Origin of the sequence: Nonomuraea glycinis (genome assembly GCF_035920485.1) — a bacterium.
GTDB classification, from domain to species: Bacteria; Actinomycetota; Actinomycetes; order Streptosporangiales; family Streptosporangiaceae; genus Nonomuraea; species Nonomuraea glycinis.
This window is the reverse complement of sequence record NZ_CP109166.1, coordinates 8,767,874-8,789,918: the sequence shown is the minus strand read 5'-3', so window position 1 is coordinate 8,789,918 and position 22,045 is coordinate 8,767,874. Positions and strand designations below refer to the sequence as shown.

At 70.7% G+C, this 22,045-nt stretch carries 18 protein-coding genes; 14 read left to right on the top strand and 4 right to left on the bottom strand.

Annotated elements, in window-relative coordinates:
* Window positions 1-18: 18 nt before the first annotated feature.
* A complete protein-coding gene (locus OHA68_RS41410) occupies window positions 19-2,505 on the bottom strand; it encodes a serine/threonine protein kinase (RefSeq protein WP_327105107.1) in 2,487 nt (828 codons plus the stop codon).
* A gap of 179 nt (window positions 2,506-2,684) precedes the next feature.
* The gene (locus OHA68_RS41405) at window positions 2,685-4,046 is read right to left on the bottom strand and encodes an FAD-binding oxidoreductase (protein WP_327105106.1); all 1,362 of its coding nucleotides are present in this window, start codon (window positions 4,044-4,046) and stop codon (window positions 2,685-2,687) included.
* 70 nt (window positions 4,047-4,116) lie between these two features.
* Here OHA68_RS41405 and OHA68_RS41400 point away from each other — a divergent pair, with 70 nt between their 5' ends.
* The 4 genes from OHA68_RS41400 (at window position 4,117) to OHA68_RS41385 (ending at window position 10,429) form a co-directional block, all read left to right on the top strand.
* A complete protein-coding gene (locus OHA68_RS41400; RefSeq protein ID WP_327105105.1) occupies window positions 4,117-4,668 on the top strand; it encodes a hypothetical protein in 552 nt (183 codons plus the stop codon).
* An 80-nt stretch (window positions 4,669-4,748) separates the two neighbouring features.
* Window positions 4,749-6,401: an aa3-type cytochrome oxidase subunit I gene (gene ctaD / locus OHA68_RS41395; protein WP_327105104.1), complete on the top strand. Its 1,653-nt coding sequence runs from the start codon at window positions 4,749-4,751 to the stop codon at window positions 6,399-6,401.
* Window positions 6,402-6,711: 310 nt separating this feature from the next.
* Window positions 6,712-9,396 carry an immune inhibitor A domain-containing protein gene (locus OHA68_RS41390; protein ID WP_327105103.1) on the top strand — a complete coding sequence of 895 codons (2,685 nt, stop codon included), beginning with the start codon at window positions 6,712-6,714 and terminating at the stop codon, window positions 9,394-9,396.
* A 94-nt stretch (window positions 9,397-9,490) separates the two neighbouring features.
* The gene (locus OHA68_RS41385) at window positions 9,491-10,429 is read left to right on the top strand and encodes a diacylglycerol/lipid kinase family protein (RefSeq protein WP_327105102.1); all 939 of its coding nucleotides are present in this window, start codon (window positions 9,491-9,493) and stop codon (window positions 10,427-10,429) included.
* Window positions 10,430-10,433: 4 nt separating this feature from the next.
* Here OHA68_RS41385 and OHA68_RS41380 read toward each other — a convergent pair whose 3' ends face one another.
* Complete coding sequence (locus OHA68_RS41380; protein WP_327105101.1) at window positions 10,434-11,222, bottom strand: SWIM zinc finger family protein; 789 nt, start codon at window positions 11,220-11,222, stop codon at window positions 10,434-10,436.
* Window positions 11,223-11,224: 2 nt separating this feature from the next.
* On the bottom strand, window positions 11,225-14,242 hold the full coding sequence (locus tag OHA68_RS41375; RefSeq protein ID WP_327105100.1) for a DEAD/DEAH box helicase: 3,018 nt from the start codon (window positions 14,240-14,242) through the stop codon (window positions 11,225-11,227).
* A gap of 212 nt (window positions 14,243-14,454) precedes the next feature.
* Between OHA68_RS41375 and OHA68_RS41370 the strand changes: the two genes are divergently transcribed.
* From OHA68_RS41370 to OHA68_RS41325, 10 genes are all read left to right on the top strand, one after another.
* The gene (locus OHA68_RS41370) at window positions 14,455-14,619 is read left to right on the top strand and encodes a hypothetical protein (RefSeq protein WP_189143999.1); all 165 of its coding nucleotides are present in this window, start codon (window positions 14,455-14,457) and stop codon (window positions 14,617-14,619) included.
* An 87-nt stretch (window positions 14,620-14,706) separates the two neighbouring features.
* Window positions 14,707-15,087 (top strand): phage holin family protein, encoded by a 381-nt coding sequence (locus OHA68_RS41365; RefSeq protein ID WP_327105099.1) that lies wholly within the window; start codon window positions 14,707-14,709, stop codon window positions 15,085-15,087.
* Window positions 15,084-15,923, top strand: a complete 840-nt coding sequence (locus tag OHA68_RS41360) for a DUF3618 domain-containing protein (RefSeq protein WP_327105098.1) — start codon at window positions 15,084-15,086, stop codon at window positions 15,921-15,923. The genes OHA68_RS41365 and OHA68_RS41360 overlap by 4 nt, the downstream gene beginning before the upstream one ends.
* A gap of 3 nt (window positions 15,924-15,926) precedes the next feature.
* The gene (locus OHA68_RS41355) at window positions 15,927-16,859 is read left to right on the top strand and encodes a YihY/virulence factor BrkB family protein (RefSeq protein ID WP_327105097.1); all 933 of its coding nucleotides are present in this window, start codon (window positions 15,927-15,929) and stop codon (window positions 16,857-16,859) included.
* A 47-nt stretch (window positions 16,860-16,906) separates the two neighbouring features.
* Window positions 16,907-17,623: a DUF1838 family protein gene (locus OHA68_RS41350; protein WP_327105096.1), complete on the top strand. Its 717-nt coding sequence runs from the start codon at window positions 16,907-16,909 to the stop codon at window positions 17,621-17,623.
* Window positions 17,620-18,033: an HIT family protein gene (locus OHA68_RS41345; protein WP_189143995.1), complete on the top strand. Its 414-nt coding sequence runs from the start codon at window positions 17,620-17,622 to the stop codon at window positions 18,031-18,033. Before OHA68_RS41350 ends, OHA68_RS41345 begins: the two co-directional genes overlap by 4 nt.
* Window positions 18,034-18,036: 3 nt before the next feature.
* Window positions 18,037-19,215 carry a sensor histidine kinase gene (locus OHA68_RS41340; protein WP_327105095.1) on the top strand — a complete coding sequence of 393 codons (1,179 nt, stop codon included), beginning with the start codon at window positions 18,037-18,039 and terminating at the stop codon, window positions 19,213-19,215.
* Window positions 19,216-19,248: 33 nt separating this feature from the next.
* On the top strand, window positions 19,249-19,998 hold the full coding sequence (locus OHA68_RS41335) for a LytR/AlgR family response regulator transcription factor (RefSeq protein WP_189143993.1): 750 nt from the start codon (window positions 19,249-19,251) through the stop codon (window positions 19,996-19,998).
* Window positions 19,995-20,375 carry a hypothetical protein gene (locus tag OHA68_RS41330; protein ID WP_327105094.1) on the top strand — a complete coding sequence of 127 codons (381 nt, stop codon included), beginning with the start codon at window positions 19,995-19,997 and terminating at the stop codon, window positions 20,373-20,375. Before OHA68_RS41335 ends, OHA68_RS41330 begins: the two co-directional genes overlap by 4 nt.
* Window positions 20,372-21,859 carry a sodium/solute symporter gene (locus OHA68_RS41325; protein WP_407674396.1) on the top strand — a complete coding sequence of 496 codons (1,488 nt, stop codon included), beginning with the start codon at window positions 20,372-20,374 and terminating at the stop codon, window positions 21,857-21,859. Before OHA68_RS41330 ends, OHA68_RS41325 begins: the two co-directional genes overlap by 4 nt.
* Window positions 21,860-22,045: the final 186 nt, after the last annotated feature.

Below are 22,045 nucleotides of genomic sequence, written 5' to 3'. Positions count from 1 at the left end.
CTGATCGGCGAGCTCGGGTCAGCTGCAGTGGCTCCAGGCGGGGGACTTCCACGTCAGGCTCTCCCAGGTGCCGCCCCACATGACGCACTTCCTGGGGGCCGACAGCCGGATCGGGCCGGCGTAGGCGCTGAACTTGCCGGGGTTGCTGGCGCTGGCACCACCCTGGACCTGGAGGACCGCGTTCATGTGAATCTTGGTCGGATAGACCAGGCGGGACATGGTGACCACGCAGTTCTTGGCCGTGGCGGTGTTGTAGAGCAGGAAGATGGTCGCCTTGTCGTCCAGCGCGTGCCGGTCGATGATCTTGAAGCCGGGGCCGCACACCGCGGTCGGCTGGTGCGGGTTCTGGACGATCGTGGGGGTCGGCGTTCCCGTCGGCTCGGTGTCCGGCTCGATCAGGTTCTTCTTCTTGACCTTCTTCTTGACCGTCCTCGTGGGCGACGGGGACGGGCTCCGCGTCGGGCGGGCGGTCGGCTGCCGCGAGGGCACCACGGCCGTGTCCGGCACCTGGGCCATGGCGTCGTTGCCGCGCCTGGTCTTGGCCTTGGTGGGCTCGGGCACGTCCACGTCCAGGTCGGGAACGTTGCGCGGATTCGGCTTCGAAGTGTCCACCGGCAGGTTGATGGACGGGACCGTCGTGGGGGTCTCCTCGGTCGTGGGGGACGCCTCGGAGGTGGTGCCCACGGACAGCACCTTCTGCGGGCCCGAGTTGGCCTGGACCACCACGGCGCCCGCCACCACGAGCAGCGCCGCCGCCGCGGCGCCCGAGAGAGCGAAGGTCAGCGTACGCCGCTGCTTCGACCCCGCCCCACCATCAGGCCGCCCACCGGGCTGCCCCGCCTGGTGCGGCCCCCGCCCTCCCGGCCCGTGCCCTGCGGCCTGGGGAGAGCCCGGACCGTGAGCCACGGGTCCCTGGGGCATGTGAGCCACGGAACCTTGCGGTCCTTGGCCATGGTTTCCCGGTCCCTGGGGGCCGTGAACCAAGGCACCCAACGATCCTTGGCCCGGCCCCTGGGGTCCGTGAGCCACGGCACCTTGCGGTCCTTGGCCATGAGCCACGGAACCTTGCTGCCCAGGGCCATGGTTGCCGGGCCCCTGGGGTCCGTGAGCCGCCGGGCCTTGCGGCCCTTGGCCGGGGCCACCTGGGGACGGTCCTGCGTGAGGTCCGTAGGCTCCGCCGGGCTGCGGGGGAGCGCCCGGAGGCATTCCACCGCCGGGCAGGTGTCGGTCATGGGATGGCATACCGGGCATCCCGGGCTGCCCGTTCCCGGCACCCATGCCGGGTCCCTGAGCGGCACCCATGCCGGGTCCCTGCTGGGCGCTGCCCGAGCCGGGGGGGCCGCCGGGCATGCCGGGTGCGGGCGGCATGCCCGGGGCGGTGCCGGGCGGCGTGCCCGGTGCCTGCGGGATGCCAGGGGCGAATGTGGACGGGCCGGCGACCACCGTGGGGCCCACGGCACTGGATGCCGCCTGCCCGTAGGGGCCGGTCTGCGGCGCGGCGTCGGGCTGACCGCCACCGGCGAGGGCACGCGGGCCGTACGCGGCCGCCTGGGGGGTGTAGCCCTCCTCCGTGCCGCCCTGAGGGCCGGGCCCGCCCTGCTGGACGGTGGGGTGGGGAGCGGCGAAGGCGTGCGGGCCGGCGGCCTGCGGCACCGCCGGGCCGGTCAGCGGCTCGATGGCGGCCTTGGGCACGGGCTGGCCCGTGAGCTCGATGATGAGCTGGTCGGCCGTGGGCCGCTGCGCGGGGTCCTTCGACAGGCAGGCGGCCACCAGGTCCGCCAGTGTCCCTTCCATCCCGCCGAGCTGCGGCTCCTCGTGCAGGATCCGGTTCATCACGATGGGGATGGAGTCGGAGCCGAAGGCGGGCTTGCCGGTGGCGGCGAACACCATGGTGACGCCCCACGCGAACACGTCCGCGGCCTCGGAGACCGCCGCCGCCCCGGTGAGCTGCTCGGGCGCCAGGAAGGAGGGCGTACCCATGGCCATGCCGGTGGCGGTGGCGCCGGGTGAGTCCAGGGCGCGGGCGATGCCGAAGTCGATCACGACCGGGCCTTCGGGGCCCATGAGCACGTTGGCGGGCTTGAAGTCGCGGTGCAGGATGCCCGCTCGGTGGATGGCCGCCAGCGCGGTGGCCGTGCTGATCGCCAGACGTTCGAGCGCGGCCCCCCGGCGCGGCCCTTCGTTGATGACCAGCTCACGCAGTGAAGGGCCGGGGACGTACTCGCTGACGATGTACGGCCGGCTGCCTTCGAGGTCGGCGTGCAGGACGGTGGCGGTGCAGAACCTGGCCACGCGCTGCGCCACGGCCACCTCGCGCAGGAATCTGCTGCGCGCGTCCGGGTCGGCCACCAGCGCGTGGTGCAGAAGTTTGACCGCTGCCTGCTCCCCCGAGCCGGACTTGCCGAGATAGACGATCCCCTGGCCACCCTCGCCGAGCCGGGCGATAATGTCGTACTCGCCCAGTCGTTGCGGGTCGCCAGACACCAACGGCTGGAACTGACTCACCCCTGCCCCCCGTAACAGAACGATCGTTTGGGGCAAGACCGTACCAGCGTGACCATTGGGATGTAGCCTCACCTGGCAGAACATTCGTCTCTGACGACGCTGTGTCAGCGTTTCTGTGCAGGTCGAGTCCGTGTGAAGACGCTAGGTCACGGCTTGGTGAATAGTGGTAGTTGCGCTGATCAAATGGCTTTTCCGGGGTTGAGAAGGCCAAGCGGGTCGAACACGGCCTTGATCCCTTTCTGCACCTCTTGGGCCACCGGGCCGGATTCGAGGGCGAGCCAGCGCTGTTTGAGCAGGCCGACGCCGTGCTCGCCGGTGAGCGTGCCGCCCAGCGCCAGCGCCCGGGTGAACACCTCGTCGGCCGCCGCCCACACCTCGGCCGGCGGCTCGGCCGTACCGTGCTCGAAGATGAAGACGGGGTGCAGGTTGCCGTCGCCCGCGTGCGCGACCGTGCAGATGCGCACCCCGTGCCGCGCGCCGGCGGCCTCGATGGCGGTGATCATCTCCGGCAGCACCGAGCGCGGCACGCAGACGTCCTCCACCAGGCACGCGCCGAGGCGCTCCTTGGCCTGGTAGGCCATCCGGCGCAGCCCGATCAGCTCCTCGGTCTCCTGCGGGCTGGTGGACACGGCGACGAAGGAGGCGCCGTTGTCGAGGCAGATCCGCTCCATGCGCTCGGCCACGGCCTGGCCGTCGGCGGCGTCGGACTGCCCGATCAGCATGGCCATCGTGCCGGACTCCAGGCCGATGTTGCGCCAGTCGTCGATGGCCTGCAGCGTGCCCCGGTCCAGCAGCTCCATCAGCGACGGCTGGCACCCGGCCGCCATGATCGCCGATACGGCCGCGCCCGCGTCGCGCAGCGAGCCGAACTCCGCCGCGAACGTCGCGGGAGCCGCCACCGGCGCCCGGCGCAGCCGCACGGTGGCCGACGTGATCACGCCGAGGGTGCCCTCCGAGCCGACGAACAGCCCGGTCAGGTCGTAGCCGGTGACGCCTTTCATGGTGCGCCGGCCGGTGTCCAGGATCCGGCCGTCGGCCAGCACGACCTCCAGGCCGAGCGCGGAGTCGCGGGTGACGCCGTACTTGACGCAGCGCAGCCCGCCCGCGTTGGTCGCCAGGTTTCCGCCGATCGTGGAGATCTCGTACGACGAGGGGTCCGGCGCGTACATCAGCCCGTGCTCCCTGGCGGCCCGGTCGAGGTCGGCGGTGATCACTCCCGGCTCGACCACGGCGATCTCGTCCGCCGGTGACAGCTCCTTGATCGCGGTCATCCTGGCCAGCGAGAGGATCAGCGCCCCCTCGCTCGCCGTGGCGCCCCCCGCCAGGCCGGTGCCGGCGCCGCGCGGCACCACCGGCACCCGGTGCTCGCTCGCCCAGCGCAGCGTGGTCACCACGTCGTCGCGGGAGGCGGCCAGCACCACGCCGAGCGGCTTGCCGGGCTCCACGAACGTGCGGTCGCGGGCATAGGAATCGGCCACGTCGGGATCGGTCAGCACGCGGCCGTCGGGCAGGGACTTCACCAGGGCGTCAATGGGTTCCACATGAGAAACCTTACGGTTTGCGCGGACGAAGCCTTACGGCCAGACTGCCTGAGTGGAAGCGAAGTGTCCGGTGTGTGGGCAGGTAGACCAGGTGGTGTCGGTGCCGGGAGCGGTCGCCGCGGGGACCACGTACCGGATCGGCAGGGTCAGGCTGCCAGGGGAGCGGCAGGTGGCGGACCTGCCCACCGCGCCCGCGCTGGGCGCCTCCAAGCACGTGATGAGCCGCACCCAGCTCGCGGTCTGGTTATCGTTCCCCAGCCGGCACTACAACCCGTGGGCCAGAAACCAGGGCTACCTGCTGCTCCTGCTCGGCGCCATGGTGCACCTGGTGCTGTCCCTGGTGATCGCGATGGGCAAGGACTCCGGCTGGGGTGAGGTGCTGCTCGCGCCGTTCTGCCTGACCGGGTTCCTGTGGGGGTTCGGGCTGCTGTTCGTGCTCGGCGCGCGCGGTGCGCGCAAGACCGACCACGCCGAGGGCCCGGCCAGGGAGCAGGCGTACGCCGTCTGGGAGGGTCTTTTCTACTGCCCGCGGGACAACGTCGCGTTCGAGCCGGAGATCGGCGTCTCGTTCCATCCGAGTGAGACACGCGAGTACATCTTCGGCTACAGAAAGCGCACCTGAGCTCGCCTGTCGCGCGCGGGATGATTAGCCGGAAATTGGGCATGAACGGGCATCCTTTGTCTTTCGCGAAGGGAGCGACCGTGACCAGCGTGCGCGAGAGCTCGATCGAGCGGGTCAGGAGCCGCCGGACCGGGACCGTGATCGTGTCCTGGCTGACGACCACCGATCACAAGGTCATCGGCTACCTCTACCTCATCACCTCCTTCGCGTTCTTCCTCGCGGCCGGGGTCATGGCGGTGCTCATCCGGGCCGAGCTGGTGCAGCCGGGGATGCAGCTGGTCGACGCGCACCAGTACAACCAGCTGTTCACCATGCACGGCACGATCATGCTGCTGCTGTTCGCCACGCCGCTGTTCGCCGGGTTCGCCAACGTGATCATGCCGTTGCAGATCGGCGCGCCGGACGTGGCCTTCCCGAGGCTGAACGCGGTCGCGTACTGGCTGTTCCTGTTCGGCGGGCTGATCGCGGTGACGGCGTTCTTCACGCCGGGCGGTGCGGCCGACTTCGGCTGGACCGGCTACACGCCGCTGTCGTCGGCCACCTACTCGCCGGGCGTCGGCGGCGACCTGTGGATCATGGGCCTGGCGCTGAGCGGGCTCGGCACGATCCTCGGCGGGGTCAACTTCATCAGCACGATCATCGGCATGCGCGCGCCCGGCATGACCATGTTCCGGATGCCGATCTTCACCTGGAACGTGCTGCTGACCTCGATGATGGTGCTGATGGCCTTTCCGGTGCTGGCCGCCGCGCTGCTGGCGCTGGAGTCGGACCGCAAGTTCGGCACGCACGTCTTCGACGCCGACGGCGGCGGGCCGATGCTGTGGCAGCACCTGTTCTGGTTCTTCGGCCATCCCGAGGTCTACATCATCGCGCTGCCGTTCTTCGGCATCATCACCGAGGTCATCCCGGTCTTCAGCCGCAAGCCGATCTTCGGCTACCTGGGCCTGGTCGGGGCGACCATCGCCATCGCGGGGCTGTCGATGACCGTCTGGGCGCACCACATGTTCGCCACCGGGCAGGTGCTGCTGCCGTTCTTCTCGTTCATGACGTTCCTCATCGCGGTGCCGACCGGGGTGAAGTTCTTCAACTGGATCGGCACGATGTGGCGCGGCCATCTGAGCTTCGAGACGCCGATGCTGTTCGCGATCGGCTTTCTCATCACCTTCCTGCTGGGCGGGCTGACCGGGGTGATCCTCGGCTCGCCGCCGCTCGACTTCCACGTCACCGACTCCTACTTCGTGGTGGCGCACTTCCACTACGTGGTCTTCGGCACCGTGGTGTTCGCGATGTTCGCCGGCTTCTACTTCTGGTGGCCGAAGATGACCGGCCGGATGCTCGACGACCGCCTGGGCAAGATCCACTTCTGGACGCTGTTCATCGGCTTCCACACCACGTTCCTGATCCAGCACTGGCTCGGCGCGCTCGGCATGCCCAGGCGTTACGCCGACTACAGCGCCCTCGACGGCTTCACCACGCTCAACCAGATCTCGTCCGTGGGGGCGTTCCTGCTCGGCGCCTCGACGATCCCGTTCCTCTACAACATCTACCGGACGGCCAGGAGGGCGCCCAAGGTGACGGTGGACGACCCGTGGGGGTTCGGCAACTCCCTCGAATGGGCGACTTCCTGCCCGCCGCCCCGGCACAACTTCACGTCCATGCCGCCGATCCGGTCCGAACGGCCCGCCTTCGACCTGCACTACCCGCACAAGCAGCCGGAGGTGACGTCCGACTGACCGGGCGTCACCGCGTTCGGCACCGGCGGTCATGCCACGAGTTAGATCCACTTCATCGCGAGGCCCTGCTGGGCCTCGCTTTTCGGTGTACGGCGAGGTCACGTCATAGTCACGGGCCCGCTGTTGTGAAATGTCCTTATTTGGTTACATTTCAACAACCTACTTTACGGTGCCTTTAGGAAGCTCTAGCGTCCGGCATTGCGACTCCCTATGATCATGCGCCCGGTGACCCCGGGCAGAAGGGGTTACTTTGCCCAGCAGAACGCGCCTGTTAGCCCTGGCCCCGGCGGTAGCCCTCCTCGCTGCCGCCTTGACGATCCCCACCGCTCAGGCCTCCTCGGTGGCGACCTACGAGCCGAGTGCCGCTGACTACTACATTAACTACGCGCCGCCCATGGTCGAGGACTCGCCCGAGGACCCGGCCGTTCCCGGCAGCGACAAGCGCCTGTCCCGGACCCAGAAGTTCGACCGGAAGTTCAAGAGCGGTAATCCCGCCGCGGGCCGCATCCTCGCCGCCCGCGAGCGGCAAGCGATAAAGACGGGCCGCAACCCGGCCGACTTCATCTTCAAGAACTCCAAGCAGACCAGGACGGCCAAGCTGCTGACCCTGCTCGTCGAGTTCAACGACAGCGCCAACGACGACTTCTCCGGCTTCAGCCGGCCGCGCACCGTCGGCAGCGCGCCCGGCGACTGCGTCACCGAGCCGGCCGGCACGCGGCTCAACGGTCCCCTGCACAACAAGATCCCCGACCCGGCCACCCTGCCGAAGAAGGACAACAACTCCTTCTGGGTCAAGGACTTCAGCCCCGCGCACTTCAACAAGATGCTCTACACCGACCGGGGCATCACCGAGCGGGTCCGTACCGACCTGAAGGACCCGCGCGACGGCAGGCGCGGCATCGACATCTCCGGCTTCACCATGAAGAAGATGTACGAGGAGATGTCCAAGGGCGCCTACTCCGTCACCGGCTCCGCCGTCGGCTGGATCAAGGCCCCGCACTCCGAGGCGTGGTACGGCGCGGCCGCCTGCGGCAACGTCCAGCAGGACATGTCCGGCCACCCCGACAACCCGAACGGCGCCGGCCAGCTCGCCATCGACGCCGTCGACGTGCTCGCGCAGTCCCAGCCCGCCTTCCCGTGGGCCGACTACGACGTCGAGGACGTCTCCGACGCCGACGGCGACGGCAACTTCGCCGAGCCCGACGGCGTGATCGACCATCTCGTGCTCGTGCACGCCGGCAAGGACAAGTCCTCCGGCGGCGGCGCCGAGGGCACCTACGCCATCTGGGCGCACTCCAGCGCGGTCGCCGGCGGCTACCAGGTGCCCGGCAGCGACAAGAAGATCTCCAACTACATCGTGCAGCCCGAGGACTCCGGCGTCGGCGTCTTCGCCCACGAGTACGGCCACGACCTGGGCCTGCCCGACCTCTACGACACCTCGGGCTCGGCCAGCTCCGCGGTGGACTTCTGGGACCTGATGTCGAGCGGCTCCCACTCCGGCCCCATCTTCCAGTCGATGCCCACCCACATGGGCCTGTGGGACAAGTGGGTGCTCGGCTGGGCGAAGCCCGAGGTGCTCGACCCGGGGGACCGCCAGCGCCTGGTCACCGTCGGCCAGTCCTCACGCACCCCCAAGTTCACCGAGGACGGCGTCCGGGTGAACCTCAAGTCCGAGCCGCTGAAGATGGTCGACCCGCACAGCGGCACCGGCGCCTGGTGGTCCGGCATGGACCAGGAGTGGGCCAACATCTCCGTGGCCCGCGACGTGGCGGTGCCCGCCGGGACCGACGTGCGGTTCTGGATGTGGAACAACTACGAGATCGAGTCCGACTGGGACTTCGGCTTCTTCGAGATCTCCACCGACGGCGGCCAGACGTGGGCCCAGCAGAAGGTCTTCAACGAGGCCGGCACCGAGATCACCACCGCCGACGACTACCCGGACCCGAACAAGAACCTCCAGGCGTTCGGCGGCAAGAAGTACGGCATCACCGGTGACACCAACGGCTGGCGGCACGACTACGTCAACCTGACCCCGTTCGCCGGTCAGACGATCAAGCTGCGGCTGGCGTACAACACCGACGCGGCCTTCACCCCGCGCGGCTGGCACGCTGACGACTTCGAGCTCACCAACGGCGGTACGGCCGTGTGGAGCGACGACGTCGAAGGCGGCGAGAACGGCTGGCGCGCCGTCGGCGGCACGTTCACCAACACCAGCGGCTCGGGCTGGACGATCAACAACGGTGAGCGCCAGATCGACCGGTTCTACCTGGCCGAATGGCGTAACTACGACGGGTTCGACCAGGGTCTGCAGTACGCCTACGACACCAACTACTCGCGTGACGGCGCGTGGAAGGTGGAGAAGGTCAAGTACAACGCCCCCGGCCTGCTCGTGTGGTACCGCGACTCGACCTACACCAACAACAGTGTGGCCAACAACCTCGAAGCGGCGCCCAGCATCGGCTCGAAGGGCAGCCTCCTCCTGGTGGACTCGCACTACGACCCGCTGCGCCGCACCGGCGTCGCGGCCACCAAGGACCCGACCAGGCACAAGAACATGGACGGCCGTACGCAGACGTCCAACGCGGCCTTCTCCTTCACCAAGACCTACCCGCTGAAGGAGTGCCTGGAGGCCGCCGGCGAGCCGTTCAGCGAGTACTGCACCGAGATCAAGGGCCTCAACGGCGTACGGACCTTCACCGACGCCAAGACCTGGTACCCCGGCCTCGAAGTGCAGGACGGCGGCCTCTTCTACCGCGACTTCGACGCCTCCGTCGTGGTCCCGAGCAAGGGCGACCAGTCGTACAGCACCCGCGTGGTGAACGTCGACGGCACCCCCGCCACCGAGCTCTACGGCACCGACATCGGCGGCGGCCACCTCCTCGGCACCGGCAACCCCGGTGACGAGGGCAAGGCGCTGGGCGTGCAGTTCAAGCTCGTCTCACCGCTTCCCGGCAACCTGGGCGCCATCGTCCAGGTGGTCCCGCCGAAGAAGTGATGCCAGGGGCCGCCGGGCGGAGTCCCGGCGGCCCCTCCTCTCGATGAGATCCGGCGGCCGAAGGTCGTGGCTTCTGCGCCTACGATTGACGACCATGAGCGAACTGCGCGCCAAGACCGAGCACACCAAGGCGATCCGGCAGGACCGCCGGGTCGCGGTGGTGATCAACACTCGCTCGCGTCGCGGCCGCCGCCACTACTTCGAGGTGATCGAGCAGCTGCACAAGCTCGGCTACGAGCCCCTGGCCGAGATCGGCGTCTACAACCCCAAGCGCCTGCGCGACCTGCTGGACACCGCGCTCGCCACCGGGCCGGACCTGCTCATCGTCGGCGGTGGCGACGGCACCCTGTCCTCCGCCGTCCGGCACGTCGCCCACCGCGACGTCGCCCTCGGCGTGCTGCCGCTCGGCACCACCAACAACTTCGCCCGCAGCCTCGGCCTGCCGCTCGACCTGGCCGGCGCGATCAACGTGTTCCAGACCGGCAAGGTGGCCGACATCGACCTCGGCATGGCCGACGACCGGCCGTTCGCCAACCTGGCCAGCTTCGGCGTGTCGGTCGAGGTGGCGGGCAAGGTGAAGCCGTGGCTCAAGCGGGTGCTCGGCCGGCCCGCCTACCCGCTGACCGCGCTCACCGTGCTGCCGGGGCACACGCCCTTCCGCGCCTTCATCACCGTCGACGGCCAGCGCCACGAGCTGCTCACCCACCAACTCAACATCGCCAACGGCCGCTTCCACGGCGGCTGGCAGGTGGCCCGCGACATCAGCATCGACGACGGCATGCTGGTGGCCTACCAGCTCGGCTCGGGCAAGAAACTGCGGCTGCTGGGCGAGACGCTGGCCCGCGCGACCACCGGCCGCTGGCGCAGCCTGGCGGGCGGCCCGTTCGTGGTCGGCCGCGAGATGCTGCTGGAGACCGACCCGCCGATGGCCGCCGACGTCGACGGCGAGGTGCGCCTGCGCACGCCGATCCGCCTCCGCGTGGTCCCCAACGGGGTGCGCGTGATGGTGCCCGACAGCTTCGAGGACCGCTGATCCTCTAGCCCGGCCCCAGCCGGCGGTAGGCGGCGGTGAGCGGACCCGCCACGTCCGCGGGCGGCGGGAAGACACGGGGGAGGAGATCCGGTGTCGCGGCGGCGGACCGGCGCTCGGGGTGGTGAACGGTGCTCGCCGGCGCGTAGAAGTCCGCCAGGCGGTCGGCGAACGGCACGTCCGCCACCGCCGGCGACACCGACTCCGCCACCGGGTCGCCGGCCAGATTGCCCAGCAACTGCTCCCGGGTACGGCCGCGCCAGGCGAGCACCAGGAACGGATCGTCGTCGAACGACTCGGCCAGCAGATAGAGCACCGCCGACACGTGCTTGCACGGGAAGCCCCAGTCGGGACACGAGCACGCCATGTCCAGGTCGCGCGGGAACAGGTCCACGCCGAGCGAGGCGAACAGCTCCTCGATCTCCGTCGGCATCTCCCCGGCCAGCAGCTTGGCCCGGTAGACGGCCTGCGCCCCGATCGCCTCCTCGATCGCCGTCCAGCGCGCCTCGTCGTACGCCTCGACAGAGATCGTCACCTGGTACGGCCTGGCGCGCGAGCCCTGCACCGGCGCGGCGGCCAGGCCGGGCGACAGGTCGATGGACAGGACCTGGCCGGCGCGGGCGTACCGGCGGCCGCGCGAGAGCCGGCCCGGGTCGCAGATCCGCTCCAGGATGTCGATGAAGCGCCTGGACCACCACGTCGAGCCGATGGAGCCGCGCTGCGTGCGAGCCCGGATCCCGCCCTCGACCCTGATGGGCCGGCCCGCCTCGAACCATCCGTCCCTGCCGACCGGCATGCTCAGCTCACCGCCTCGGCCGTCAGACGGAACACCTCGCGCAGCTCCCCGGTGGACAGGTCCGTCAGCCAGTCCTCGCCCGCGCCGACCACCCGCTCGGCGAGCGCCTTCTTCCGCTCGATCATCTCGTCCACCCGCTCCTCCAGCGTGCCGCCGCAGATCAGCTTGCGCACCTGGACGTTCTTGCGCTGGCCGATGCGGAAGGCCCGGTCGGTCGCCTGGTCCTCGACGGCCGGGTTCCACCAGCGGTCGACGTGGATGACGTGGTTCGCGGCCGTCAGGTTCAGCCCCACGCCCGCCGCCTTGAGCGACAGCAGGAACAGCATCGGCTCGTCGTCCTGCTGGAAGCGCTCCACCAGCCGGTCGCGGGTCCTGGCCGGCAGGCCGCCGTGCAGCCACAGCACCGGCCGCGCCAGCCGCTGCGCCAGGTAGGGCTGCAGCATCGTGCCGAACTCGGCGTACTGCGTGAACACCAGCGCCTTCTCGCCCTCGGCCACGATCTCCTCGGCGAGCTGCTCCAGCCGGCTCAGCTTGCCCGACCTGCCCGCCAGCAGTGAGCCGTCCTTGAGCAGGTGGGCCGGATGGTTGCAGACCTGCTTCAGCCGGGCCATCGCGCTCAGCACCAGGCCGCGCCGCTCGATCCCCTCACTGTCATCGATCTTGGCCAGCATGTCGTCCACCACCGCCTGATACAGCGACGCCTGCTCGGTCGTCAGCGGGCACCACTCCTTGACCTCCAGCTTCTCCGGCAGGTCGGAGATGATGGTGGTGTCGGTCTTGAGCCGGCGCAGCACGAACGGCCCGGTCGCCCGCCGCAGCGCCCGCGCCGCCTGCTCGTCCTGCCGGGCCTCGATCGGCTCCTGGAACCGCGTCCTGAATCTCGCCCGCGACCCGAGCAGCCCCGGATTGGCGAACTCCATGATCGACCACAGCTCGGCGAGATGGTTCTCCACCGGCGTGCCCGTCAGGGCCAGCCGGGTGCCCGCCGGGATGGTCCGGACCGCCTGCGCCTGCAGCGTGGAACTGTTCTTGATGGCCTGCGCCTCGTCGCACACCACCCGCCGCCACCGCAGCCCGCGCAGCGCCTCCAGGTCCCGCTGGGCGGTCCCGTAGGTGGTGATCACCAGGTCCGCGCCGTCGATCTCGCCGACGTCCCGGCCACTGCCATGGTGTACGTGCACGCGCAGCTCCGGCGCGAACCTGGCCGCCTCCCGCCGCCAGTTGCCCACCAGCGACATGGGGCAGACCAGCAACGTCGGCGCGTCGGCCCGCTCGTGCACGAGCAGCGCCAGCGTGGTGACCGTCTTGCCCAGGCCCATGTCGTCGGCGAGCACCCCGCCGAGCCCCAGCTCCGACAGGAAGCTCAGCCACGCCAGCCCCCGCTCCTGGTAGGGCCGCAGCGTCGCGTCCAGCCCGGCGGGCGTGCCGATCGGCAGCAGCCGCCGCTCCGCCTCTCCCGACAGCAGATCGCCCAGCACGCCGTCGGCGTCCACCGCCAGCAGCGGCAGCTCGTCGTCCCCCTGCATCACCTCGCGCAGGATGTCGGCCGCCGGCGCCTGCCCGGCCCGCCCGCCCTCGACCGCCTTCAATGCCGCCGCGAGCTGACGCTCGTCCAGCTCCACCCACTGGCCCCGCACCCGCACCAGCGGCACCTTGAGCCTGGCCAGCTCGGCCAGCTCCTCCTCGGTGATCGTCTCCTCGCCCACCGCCAGGTCGACCCGGAAGTCGACCAGCTCCCGCATCCCGAACCCCTGGCTCGTGGCTGCGGTCTGCGCCTTCGTGCGGGTGGTCAGCTTCAGCCCCAGCCGGGTGCGCCCCGCCCACCTCGGCAATTGGACCCCGAACCCCGCCGCCTGCAGCAGCGGCGCCGCCTGACGCAGGAACTCGAACGCGCCCCGCGTGTCCAGCGTCAGCTCGCTCGGCTCGGCCTCCCGCAGCGCCCGATCCAGCTCGGGATACAGCCGCACGGCTCGTCCGAGCCCGGCCAGCAACTCCCGCTCCGGCCGCCGCGGCAACCCCGCCACCGGCCCGCCACCCCACACCCGACCGGCGGGAACGTACAGACTCGGATCATCAGCCGCCTGCAACGCCAACTCCACCCGCCACCCGTCACCGTCCGTGTGCACGTCTGCGCTCGGGTCTGCGCTCGGGTCTGCGCCCGTGTCGGCGTCGAGGGGGGAGGTGGCTGGTTCGACGAGGCGGAAGCAGACGCGGGCCGCGCCGTCTGCGGCGGTCACGGACGTCCGCCAGGTCTCCAGCTCTTCGCGCAGCTCCGGCACGTCAGGGCAGGTGCCGTCCGGCCCGGTCAGCGCCGCCAGCCAGCGCTCGCGGGGCGTGCCGGGCCGCTTGACGAGCGGCTCGCCCAGCGCGGACCGTACCAGCGCGTCGGTGAACACCCCGAGCGCCGCACCCTGCACCTCACCGGACGGCCGCTCGGCACTCCAGGTGCGGCAGGCGGGCGGCATGGCCAGGGCCAGCTCCTTGAAGTACGACGCGTCCGCGCCGGTCAGCACCGGCTGCCACACCGCCACACTGCGCTCGGCGGTCACGAGCTGAGGAATGACCCGCCCTCGCCGTACGAGATCGCGCGCGAACGCCACGACGGCGGCCCAGTGACGCACGGTGGCGCTCGTGGCCTGCTCGTCCACCAGACGCAGCGCCTCGGCGACGGGCGGGACGAGCGCGTCGACCCGCCAGAGGTGCAGCCTGGGGCGGGCGATCGCGGACAGCCGCCCTGTCTCAGGAGACGGCAGTGGCTCCTTCACCGAGCCGGGCAGCAGCAACTCCAGCGCGCGAGCGAACTCCCCATCCGACCCGCCTTCACCGGAACTCCGTGACGGGTCCTGAACCGGCCCTTGTGCCGCGTCCCGGGCAAGGAGGGCGGCTGTGAGCGTGCTCGCCGGGGCGGCGAAGGGGTGGGCGCGGGGGACGGCCCCGGACGCGGGGCGCGGGTCGACGGCGGCGTCCTCCGCCCAGAAGGCGAGTCCGTCTCCCGCCCAGACGCCGTGAACGACTAGCACCTACGGCAGGGTACAGCCGTGACGCCGGAGCGCGTGGAAGCCCGGCGGCTCCTCGAACAGGCCGGTGGCAGCACGCCGCGAGCGGCATCCGGGACCGGTCATCCGCAGCGCGGGACCCAGCCGTGCGTCTGCCCGCCGGGGCGAGGGATCCCCGCCGATCGGGCATGCGGGGAAACTTATATAAGTAAGTGGTGAAGTTGTACGATGGAGGTATGAAGACTCCGGGATCGTGGTGTGAGCGGCCCAAGCCGCAGGCTCCCTCATGCGAGCTCCCATCCCCGTGGAGCGCGCCCAAGCAGCCCGACAACTGGTGCGAGACGCAGAAGTCGCCCGTCGTGGCGGTCTTCGACTTCCTGCTGCGGGCCGCCAAGCGCTGAGCGCGCGCCGCCCCCTGCGCGCCGGCCCTAGATAGAAGGCCGGTTGTCTGGGTAGTCGCCCCCTCGAAGGAGGAGGAGGGCGACGTCGTGAACGACACCCACAAGCTAGTGAACGATCTGTCGGACCAGGTCTCCCGGCTCGTGAAGGACGAGTTGCGGCTGGCCAAGCTCGAACTCACGGCCAAGGGCAAGCGCGCCGGACTCGGCGCGGGGCTGGCCGGCGCGGCCGGTGTGGTCGCGTTCCTTGGCGGAGCCACGCTCGTGGCCGCTCTCGTGCTGCTCCTCGCGCTGGTCATGCCCGCGTGGCTGGCGGCCGCGATCGTGGCGGTGCTCCTGTTCGTCGCCGCGGCGCTGCTCGGCCTGGTCGGCAAGAAGAAGGTTCAGCAGGCCTCACCAGCGGTGCCGGCGGAGACGATGGCGAGCGTCAGGGCCGACCTTGACGCGGTCAAGGAGGGAGCACGGCGATGAGCGAGATGAACCCCGGGCGTACCGACAAGCAGTATGCGGGCACCATGGGCGCCCGGCGCGCGACCGTGGGCGAGCCCACCGACAGCGAGTCCATCAACGTGCCCGTCACCAGGCCGGGCGCGGCCGAGAACGCGCACGAGGCCGAGCGGGCCCGCGAAGGGCACGAGACCTTCATCCCCGAGGCCCCCCAGCGCGACGACCGTACCGAGGCGGTCCGGTCGCGCGCCGTGGAGGAGGAGTCGCTGCAGGACGGCGAGTCCCGCCACGAGAAGCGCCACGAACCGGACGGCGAAAGGCGGCACGGCGACCGCCACAGTGACCGCCGCAGTGACCGCCACGGCACCCAGGACGGCGCCCGGGACGGCGCTCAGGACGCGGAAGACGTACGACAGGACATCAGGCAGACGCGCCGGGCGCTCGGTGAGACCGTGCACGCCCTGGCCCACAAGGCGGACATGAAGAGCCGGGCGGGCGAGGCGGCGGCGACAGCGAAAGGAAGGGCAGGACAGATGGCAGGCACCGCGAAGGGCAAGGCGGCGGAGATGACGGAGACGGCCAAGGGTAAAGCGGCCGAGATGACCGGGACGGCCAAGGGCAAGGCGGCCGAGATGACCGGGACGGCCAAGGGTAAAGCGGCCGAGATGACCGGGACGGCCAAGGGCAAGGCGGCCGAGGTGGCCGGGACCGTCAAGGGCAAGGCCGCCGTCATGGCGGACAAGGTGCACGACGCGACGCCCGAGCAGGCCAGGAAGCGCCCGGTGCTGATGATCGCGGCCCTGGGCGCGGTGATCGCCTTCGCCGTGCGGCGGATCATGAGGCGTAACCGGGTCAAGTGAGCGGTGGAGCGTCCCGAGCGGCCCACCGACCTGCCCGGCCGATCCTGGTGGCGGGTGATCAGGCGCACGGTGGCCGAGTTCAACAACGACCGCGTCCAGGACCTGGCGGCCTCCCTCACCTACTACGCGGTGCTGTCGATCTTCCCCGCGCTGATCGTGCTGGTGTCGCTGCTCGGCCTGCTCGGCCGCCAGGACGCCGGCGCGGTCGTCGGCAACCTGACGGCGCTGGCGCCCGCGGAGGTGCGCGACCTCGTCGGCCAGGGCCTGTCCCAGGTACGCGACACCCGGGCGGGCATCGCGGCGATCCTCGGCCTCCTGGTCGCCCTGTGGGCCGCCTCCGGCTACATCGCGGCCTTCATCCGGGCGGGCAACCAGATCTACGACATCCAGGAGGGCCGCCCGTTCTGGAAGATCACCCCGCTCCGCCTCGGCCTCACGGTCCTGCTCGCGGTCCTGCTGACCGTGGCGGCGGTCGCGGTCACGCTGACCGGTGACTTCGCCCGCCTGGCGGGCCAGGCGCTGGGCCTGGGCGAGACCATCGTGACCGTCTGGGATCTGGCCAAGTGGCCGGTGCTGGCGCTGATCGCGGCCGGACTGATCATGGTGCTCTACTGGGCGGCGCCGAACGTGCGCCAGCCCGGCGTGCGCTGGCTCACCCCCGGCGGCCTGCTGGCGGTCCTGCTCTGGGTGCTCGTCTCCGGCGGCTTCGCCCTGTACGTGGCCAACTTCGGCTCCTACAACAAGACGTACGGCACGCTGGCGGCGGTCGTGGTCTTCCTCATCTGGCTGTGGCTGTCGAACATGGCGCTGCTGTTCGGCGCCGAGCTGGACGCCGAGCTGATCAGGGAGCGCAACGCGGTCGCCGGCGAGCCGGTCGAGCGGGAGCCGTACGTGGTGCCGCGTGACCCGCCCAAGCCCGACAAACTCCCCGGCTGACCCCGCTCGCTTGCAACCTGGGGGCAGGCGGGGTAAAGCTGCCTGTCATGGACTTCATCCGGGTGCGCGCGTCCACCGACGGCACCGAGACGATCTCGTGCTGGACCGGGGACGTCTACGGATGGGAGTCGGACGGCGGCCCGCACCACCTGTTCGGCTTCGAGGGGCTCAACGTGGCCAGGGCGGTCCAGGTGGACGACGGCTGGCAGCTGCTGACCAGAGAAGCCGCCCTCTACCTCGACCCGGCGGGCAGGGACGTGCTCGACGTGTGGGACAACCCGCTCACCGGGCGGCGGGTGGAGGTGCGGCACGTCTTCAACGACCCGGTCAACCTGCGGCTCGGTGACCGGCCGGTGCCGGTCACCCGGCTGGGCGACCAGGTGGTCCTCAACGTCGACGTCCGCCTGGCCTACCCTTCGCCGCTCAAGGTCGCCGACTATCCGGACAACTCGGCGGGCGACACCTACCGGGCGCTGGAGCTGTTCCAGTTCTTCGCCGGGGCCGGCGAGTTCGACTCCGGCAAGGCGGACGTGCCGTCGGTGTTCTCCTGGTGCCGGGTGTCGCCCTGGCTGCCGTGGATGGCGATGGCGCAGCGGCCGGGCGGGCTGATCTACCACTGCCGGGGCGGCAAGACCACCGAGGTGCCCGAGCGGCTGCGCGAGCGCGTCGGCGAGCGGTTCCTGCACGCGCCCGAGCGCTGGTCGGCCCCCAACATGACCAGCTGGACGGCCTACGCCGGGCAGGCGGATAAGGTCGGCCGGTGAGCAACGACCTGTTCTGCGAGATCATCGCCGGTGAGCGGCCCGCCCACGTCGTGCACTCCGACGAGGTGTCGGTCTCCTTCCTCGACACCCGGCCCGTCTTCAAGGGGCATGTGCTGGTGGTGCCGCGCGCCCACGTCGAGGTGCTCACCGACCTGACCGACGTCGGCCCGTTCTTCGAGCAGGTGCAGGCGGTCGCCCGCGCCGTGGAGGAGGGCCTGGAGGCCGACGGCACGTTCGTCGCGATGAACAACCGCATCAGCCAGAGCGTCCCCCACCTGCACGTGCACGTGGTGCCACGCAACCGCAAGGACGGGCTGCGCGGCTTCTTCTGGCCCCGCACCACCTACGCCTCGGCGGCGGAGGCGCAGCTCTACGCCGAACGCATCGCCAAAGCGCTGCCCGAGGGCTGAGTGATGGAGTACCTCTTCGGCGCGGCCGTGATCGCGGGACTGGTGGGGGTGCCCGCCCTCGTCCTCTGGCGGGTCATGCGCGGCCGCCGCGAGCTCGGCACCAGCCCGGCGGAGCGGGCCACCTTCGAGACCCTGCACACCGCCTCACTGGCCGGGCCGCCGCTGCGGGCCGGGCTGACCTCCGAGGGCGCGCTGCGCGCCTCACGGCACCTGCGCGAGCTGCTCGGCTCCTCCGCGCTGGCCATCACCGACGGCGAGCGCCTGCTGGTGTACGACGGCGTCGGCGAGCACCACGCCAAGCAGGCCTTCGAGCAGGCCAAGGCGACCCTCGAAGACGGCCGCACCCAGGTGCTGGCCATCTCCTGCGAGCTGCTGGAGTGCCCCGTCAGGCACGCCGTGGTCGTCCCGCTCACCACCGACGACCGGGTGGTCGGCACCCTGGCCGCCTTCGGGCCGCACGCCTCCGCGGGGCTCGTCAGGGCCGCTCAGGAGGTGGCCGGCTGGGTGGACTCCCAGCTGGAGCTGGCCGAGCTGCACCGCTCCCGTACGCTGCTGATGGAGGCGGAGGTGCGGGCGCTGCGCGCGCAGATCTCGCCGCACTTCATCTACAACTCGCTCACCACGATCGCCTCGTTCGTCCGCACCGACCCGGAGCGGGCCAGGGAGTTGCTGCTGGAGTTCGCCGACTTCACCCGCTACTCCTTCCGCAGGCACGGCGAGTTCACCACGCTGGCCGAGGAGCTGCGCTCGGTCGAGCGCTACCTCGTCCTCGAACGCGCCCGCTTCGGCGACCAGCTTCAGGTGACGCTGCGGATCGCGCCGGAGGTGCTGCCGGTGGCGGTGCCGTTCCTGTGCCTGCAGCCCCTGGTGGAGAACGCCGTCCGGCACGGCCTGGAGAGCAAGGACGGCGTGGGCCGGATCACGATCATCGCCGAGGACGCCGGAGCCGAGTGCGGCATCAGTGTCGAGGACGACGGCCTCGGCATGGACCCCGACCGGCTGCGCGACATCCTCGCGGGCAAGGTCTCCTCGGCGGGCGGCGTCGGGCTGGCCAACGTGGACGAACGGCTGCGCCAGGTGTACGGCGACGAGTACGGTTTGGTCGTTGAGACGGCCCGCGGCGCGGGTACGAAAGTCAACGTGAGATTGCCGAAATATCACCCAGGCGTCTCAGCCCGTTGACCTGGACCTTTGTTGTCGGTTTTATCACTGTCTATGGCACAACTTCGGGTCCTCGCGGTAGATGACGAGCTTCCAGCCCTGGAAGACATCTCCTACCTGCTCCGCGCCGACCCACGCATCGGCGAGGTCGCCACCGCCCGGGACGGCGCCGCCGCCTTGCGGCTGCTCGACCGGGCCATCGCCGAGGGCAGGCCGATCGACGCCGTCTTCCTCGACATCAGGATGCGCGGCCTCGACGGCGTCGTGCTCGGTCGCCTGCTGTCACGGTTCGCCAACCCGCCGAGGGTCGTGTTCGTCACCGCCTACGAGGAGCACGCCGTCGACGCCTTCGAGATCAAAGCCGAGGACTACCTGCTGAAACCGGTGCGCCCCGAGCGCCTCGCCGAGGCGATCAGGCGGGTCGCGGTCTCGGCCGACGTGCCCATCGAGAGCGCCGAGACCGACACCATCCCCGTCGAGCTCGGCGGCGTGACCAGATTCGTCTCCACCGCCGACGTCATCTACGTCGAGGCCCAGGGTGACTATGCTCGCCTGCACACCGCCACCGGCAGCCATCTGGTCCGCATCCCGCTGGCCACGCTGGAGGAACGCTGGTCGGCGGCCGGGTTCATCCGCGTGCACCGAAGCCACCTGGTCGCGGTCAAGCACATCGAGGAACTGCACATCGACTCGGGCAAATGCGTGGTCCGGGTCGGGGACACCGAGATCCCGGTCAGCCGCCGCCACACCCGCGAACTGCGCGACCTGCTCGTCCGCCGCGCCAGAAAGGGAAGGCCAGAATGAGCCCTGAGCCGCGACCGGGCCGCCGCGTCGCCATCACCAGCCCGCGCACCGCGGCGGCCCGCCGCCCCCGCTACCCGGCCACCCGCGAGATCGACGAGCAGACCCACCTCGGCGAGGTCTACATGCGCTCGCTGCTGCGCACCCAGTTCAGGCTGGCCGCGTTCGTGTGCACGGTGCTGGGCTGCGTGGTGGGCGGCCTGCCGGTGCTGTTCCTGCTCATCCCCGAACTGCGCGACGTGCACCTGCTCGGCGTCCCCCTGCCGTGGGCGGTGCTCGCCGGACTCATCTATCCCGCCTTCGTCATCGGCGCCTGGCTCTACGTACGGCAGGCCGAACGCAACGAGCGTCACTTCGCCGACCTGGTCGACCGCTCGTGAGCCTGGCCGCAGTCGTCATCGTCATGGTGGCGGCCGTGCTCATCGGCGCGTTCGGCATCCGCGTCTCCCGCACCACCTCCGACTTCTTCGTCGCCTCCCGCACCGTCAGCCCGCTCTGGAACGCCTCCGCGATCGGCGGCGAGTATCTGTCGGCGGCCTCGTTCCTCGGGGTGGCCGGGCTCATCCTCAGCTACGGCGTGGACATGCTCTGGCTGCCGGTCGGCTGGACCGGCGGCTACCTGGTGTTACTGGTGCTGGTGTCCGCGCCGCTGCGCCGCTCGGGCGCCTACACGCTGCCCGACTTCGCCGAGGCCAGGCTGGAGTCCATGGCGGTGCGCCGGACCGCCAGCGTGCTCGTCGTGCTCATCGGCTGGTTCTACCTGATGCCGCAGTTCCAGAGCGCCGGCCTGGTGCTGCGCACGATCACCGGCGCGCCGGTGTGGGCGGGCGGGCTGCTGGTGGCGGTCGTGGTCGTGGTCAACGTGCTGTCGGGCGGCATGCGGTCGATCACGTTCGTGCAGGCGTTCCAGTACTGGCTGAAGCTCACCGCGCTGGCCGTACCGGTGATCTTCCTGTTGCTGGCCTGGCAGGCCGACGGGGCTCCCGGCCTGTCCCCGCAGGACGCCGCCGTCTGGCAGACGCCGCTGACCGGGGGCAAGGACTACAGCGTCTACTCGACGTACTCGCTGATCCTGGCCACCTTCCTGGGCACCATGGGGCTGCCGCACGTGCTGGTCCGCTTCTACACCAACCCCGACGGCCGGGCCGCCCGCCGGACCACGCTGGTGGTGCTGGCGCTGCTTGGAGCGTTCTACCTGCTCCCGGCGGTGTACGGCTGGCTCGGCCGGATCTACACGCCCGACCTGGTACGCCCCGACGCGGTGGTGCTGACGCTGCCCGCCCGGATGATCGGCGGGACGCTCGGCGACCTGCTGACGGCGCTGATCACGGCGGGGGCGTTCGCCGCGTTCCTGTCGACGTCGTCGGGGCTGACCGTGTCCGTGGCCGGGGTCATCGCCCAGGACCTGCTCAAGGGCGGCGTCCGCTCGTTCCGGATCGCCACGCTGATGGCGGTCGCGGTGCCGCTGGCGCTGGCCCTGTGGGCGCGGACGTTGCCGGTGGCGGACGTGGTGGGGCTGGCGTTCGCGGTGGCGGCCTCGTCGTTCTGCCCGCTGCTCGTGCTCGGCATCTGGTGGCGCAGGCTCAGCACCACCGGCGCGCTGGCCGGGCTGTACGTAGGCGGCGGCCTGGCCTGCCTCGCCGTGCTGGCCACGATCAGCGGGGGACCGCACGAGGGCCTGGCCGGGGCCCTGCTGGCGCAACCGGCGGCGTGGACCGTGCCGATCGCGTTCGCGGTGATGATCGCCGTGTCGTTCCTCACGCCGGACCGGGTGCCGATCGGGGTGGCCAGGACCATGGTCCGCCTGCACACCCCGGAGAACCTCGACCTCAACCGCGGCGACTGGCGCCCCCGCTCGTCCTGACCCTCCGGGCGGGGCGGCCTCGCTCGTCCAGGCCTTCCGGGCGGGGCGGCCCCGCTTGTCCTGCTTACGCCCTGGGTGCGGAGCAGGTGCTTCTTGCGAGCCTTATAGGTATCAGGAATGGTTGCCGCCGCTGAGCGCCCTGCTTCCCTACGCTCGGTAGAGCGCACGCCGTACGCCACGGACGGA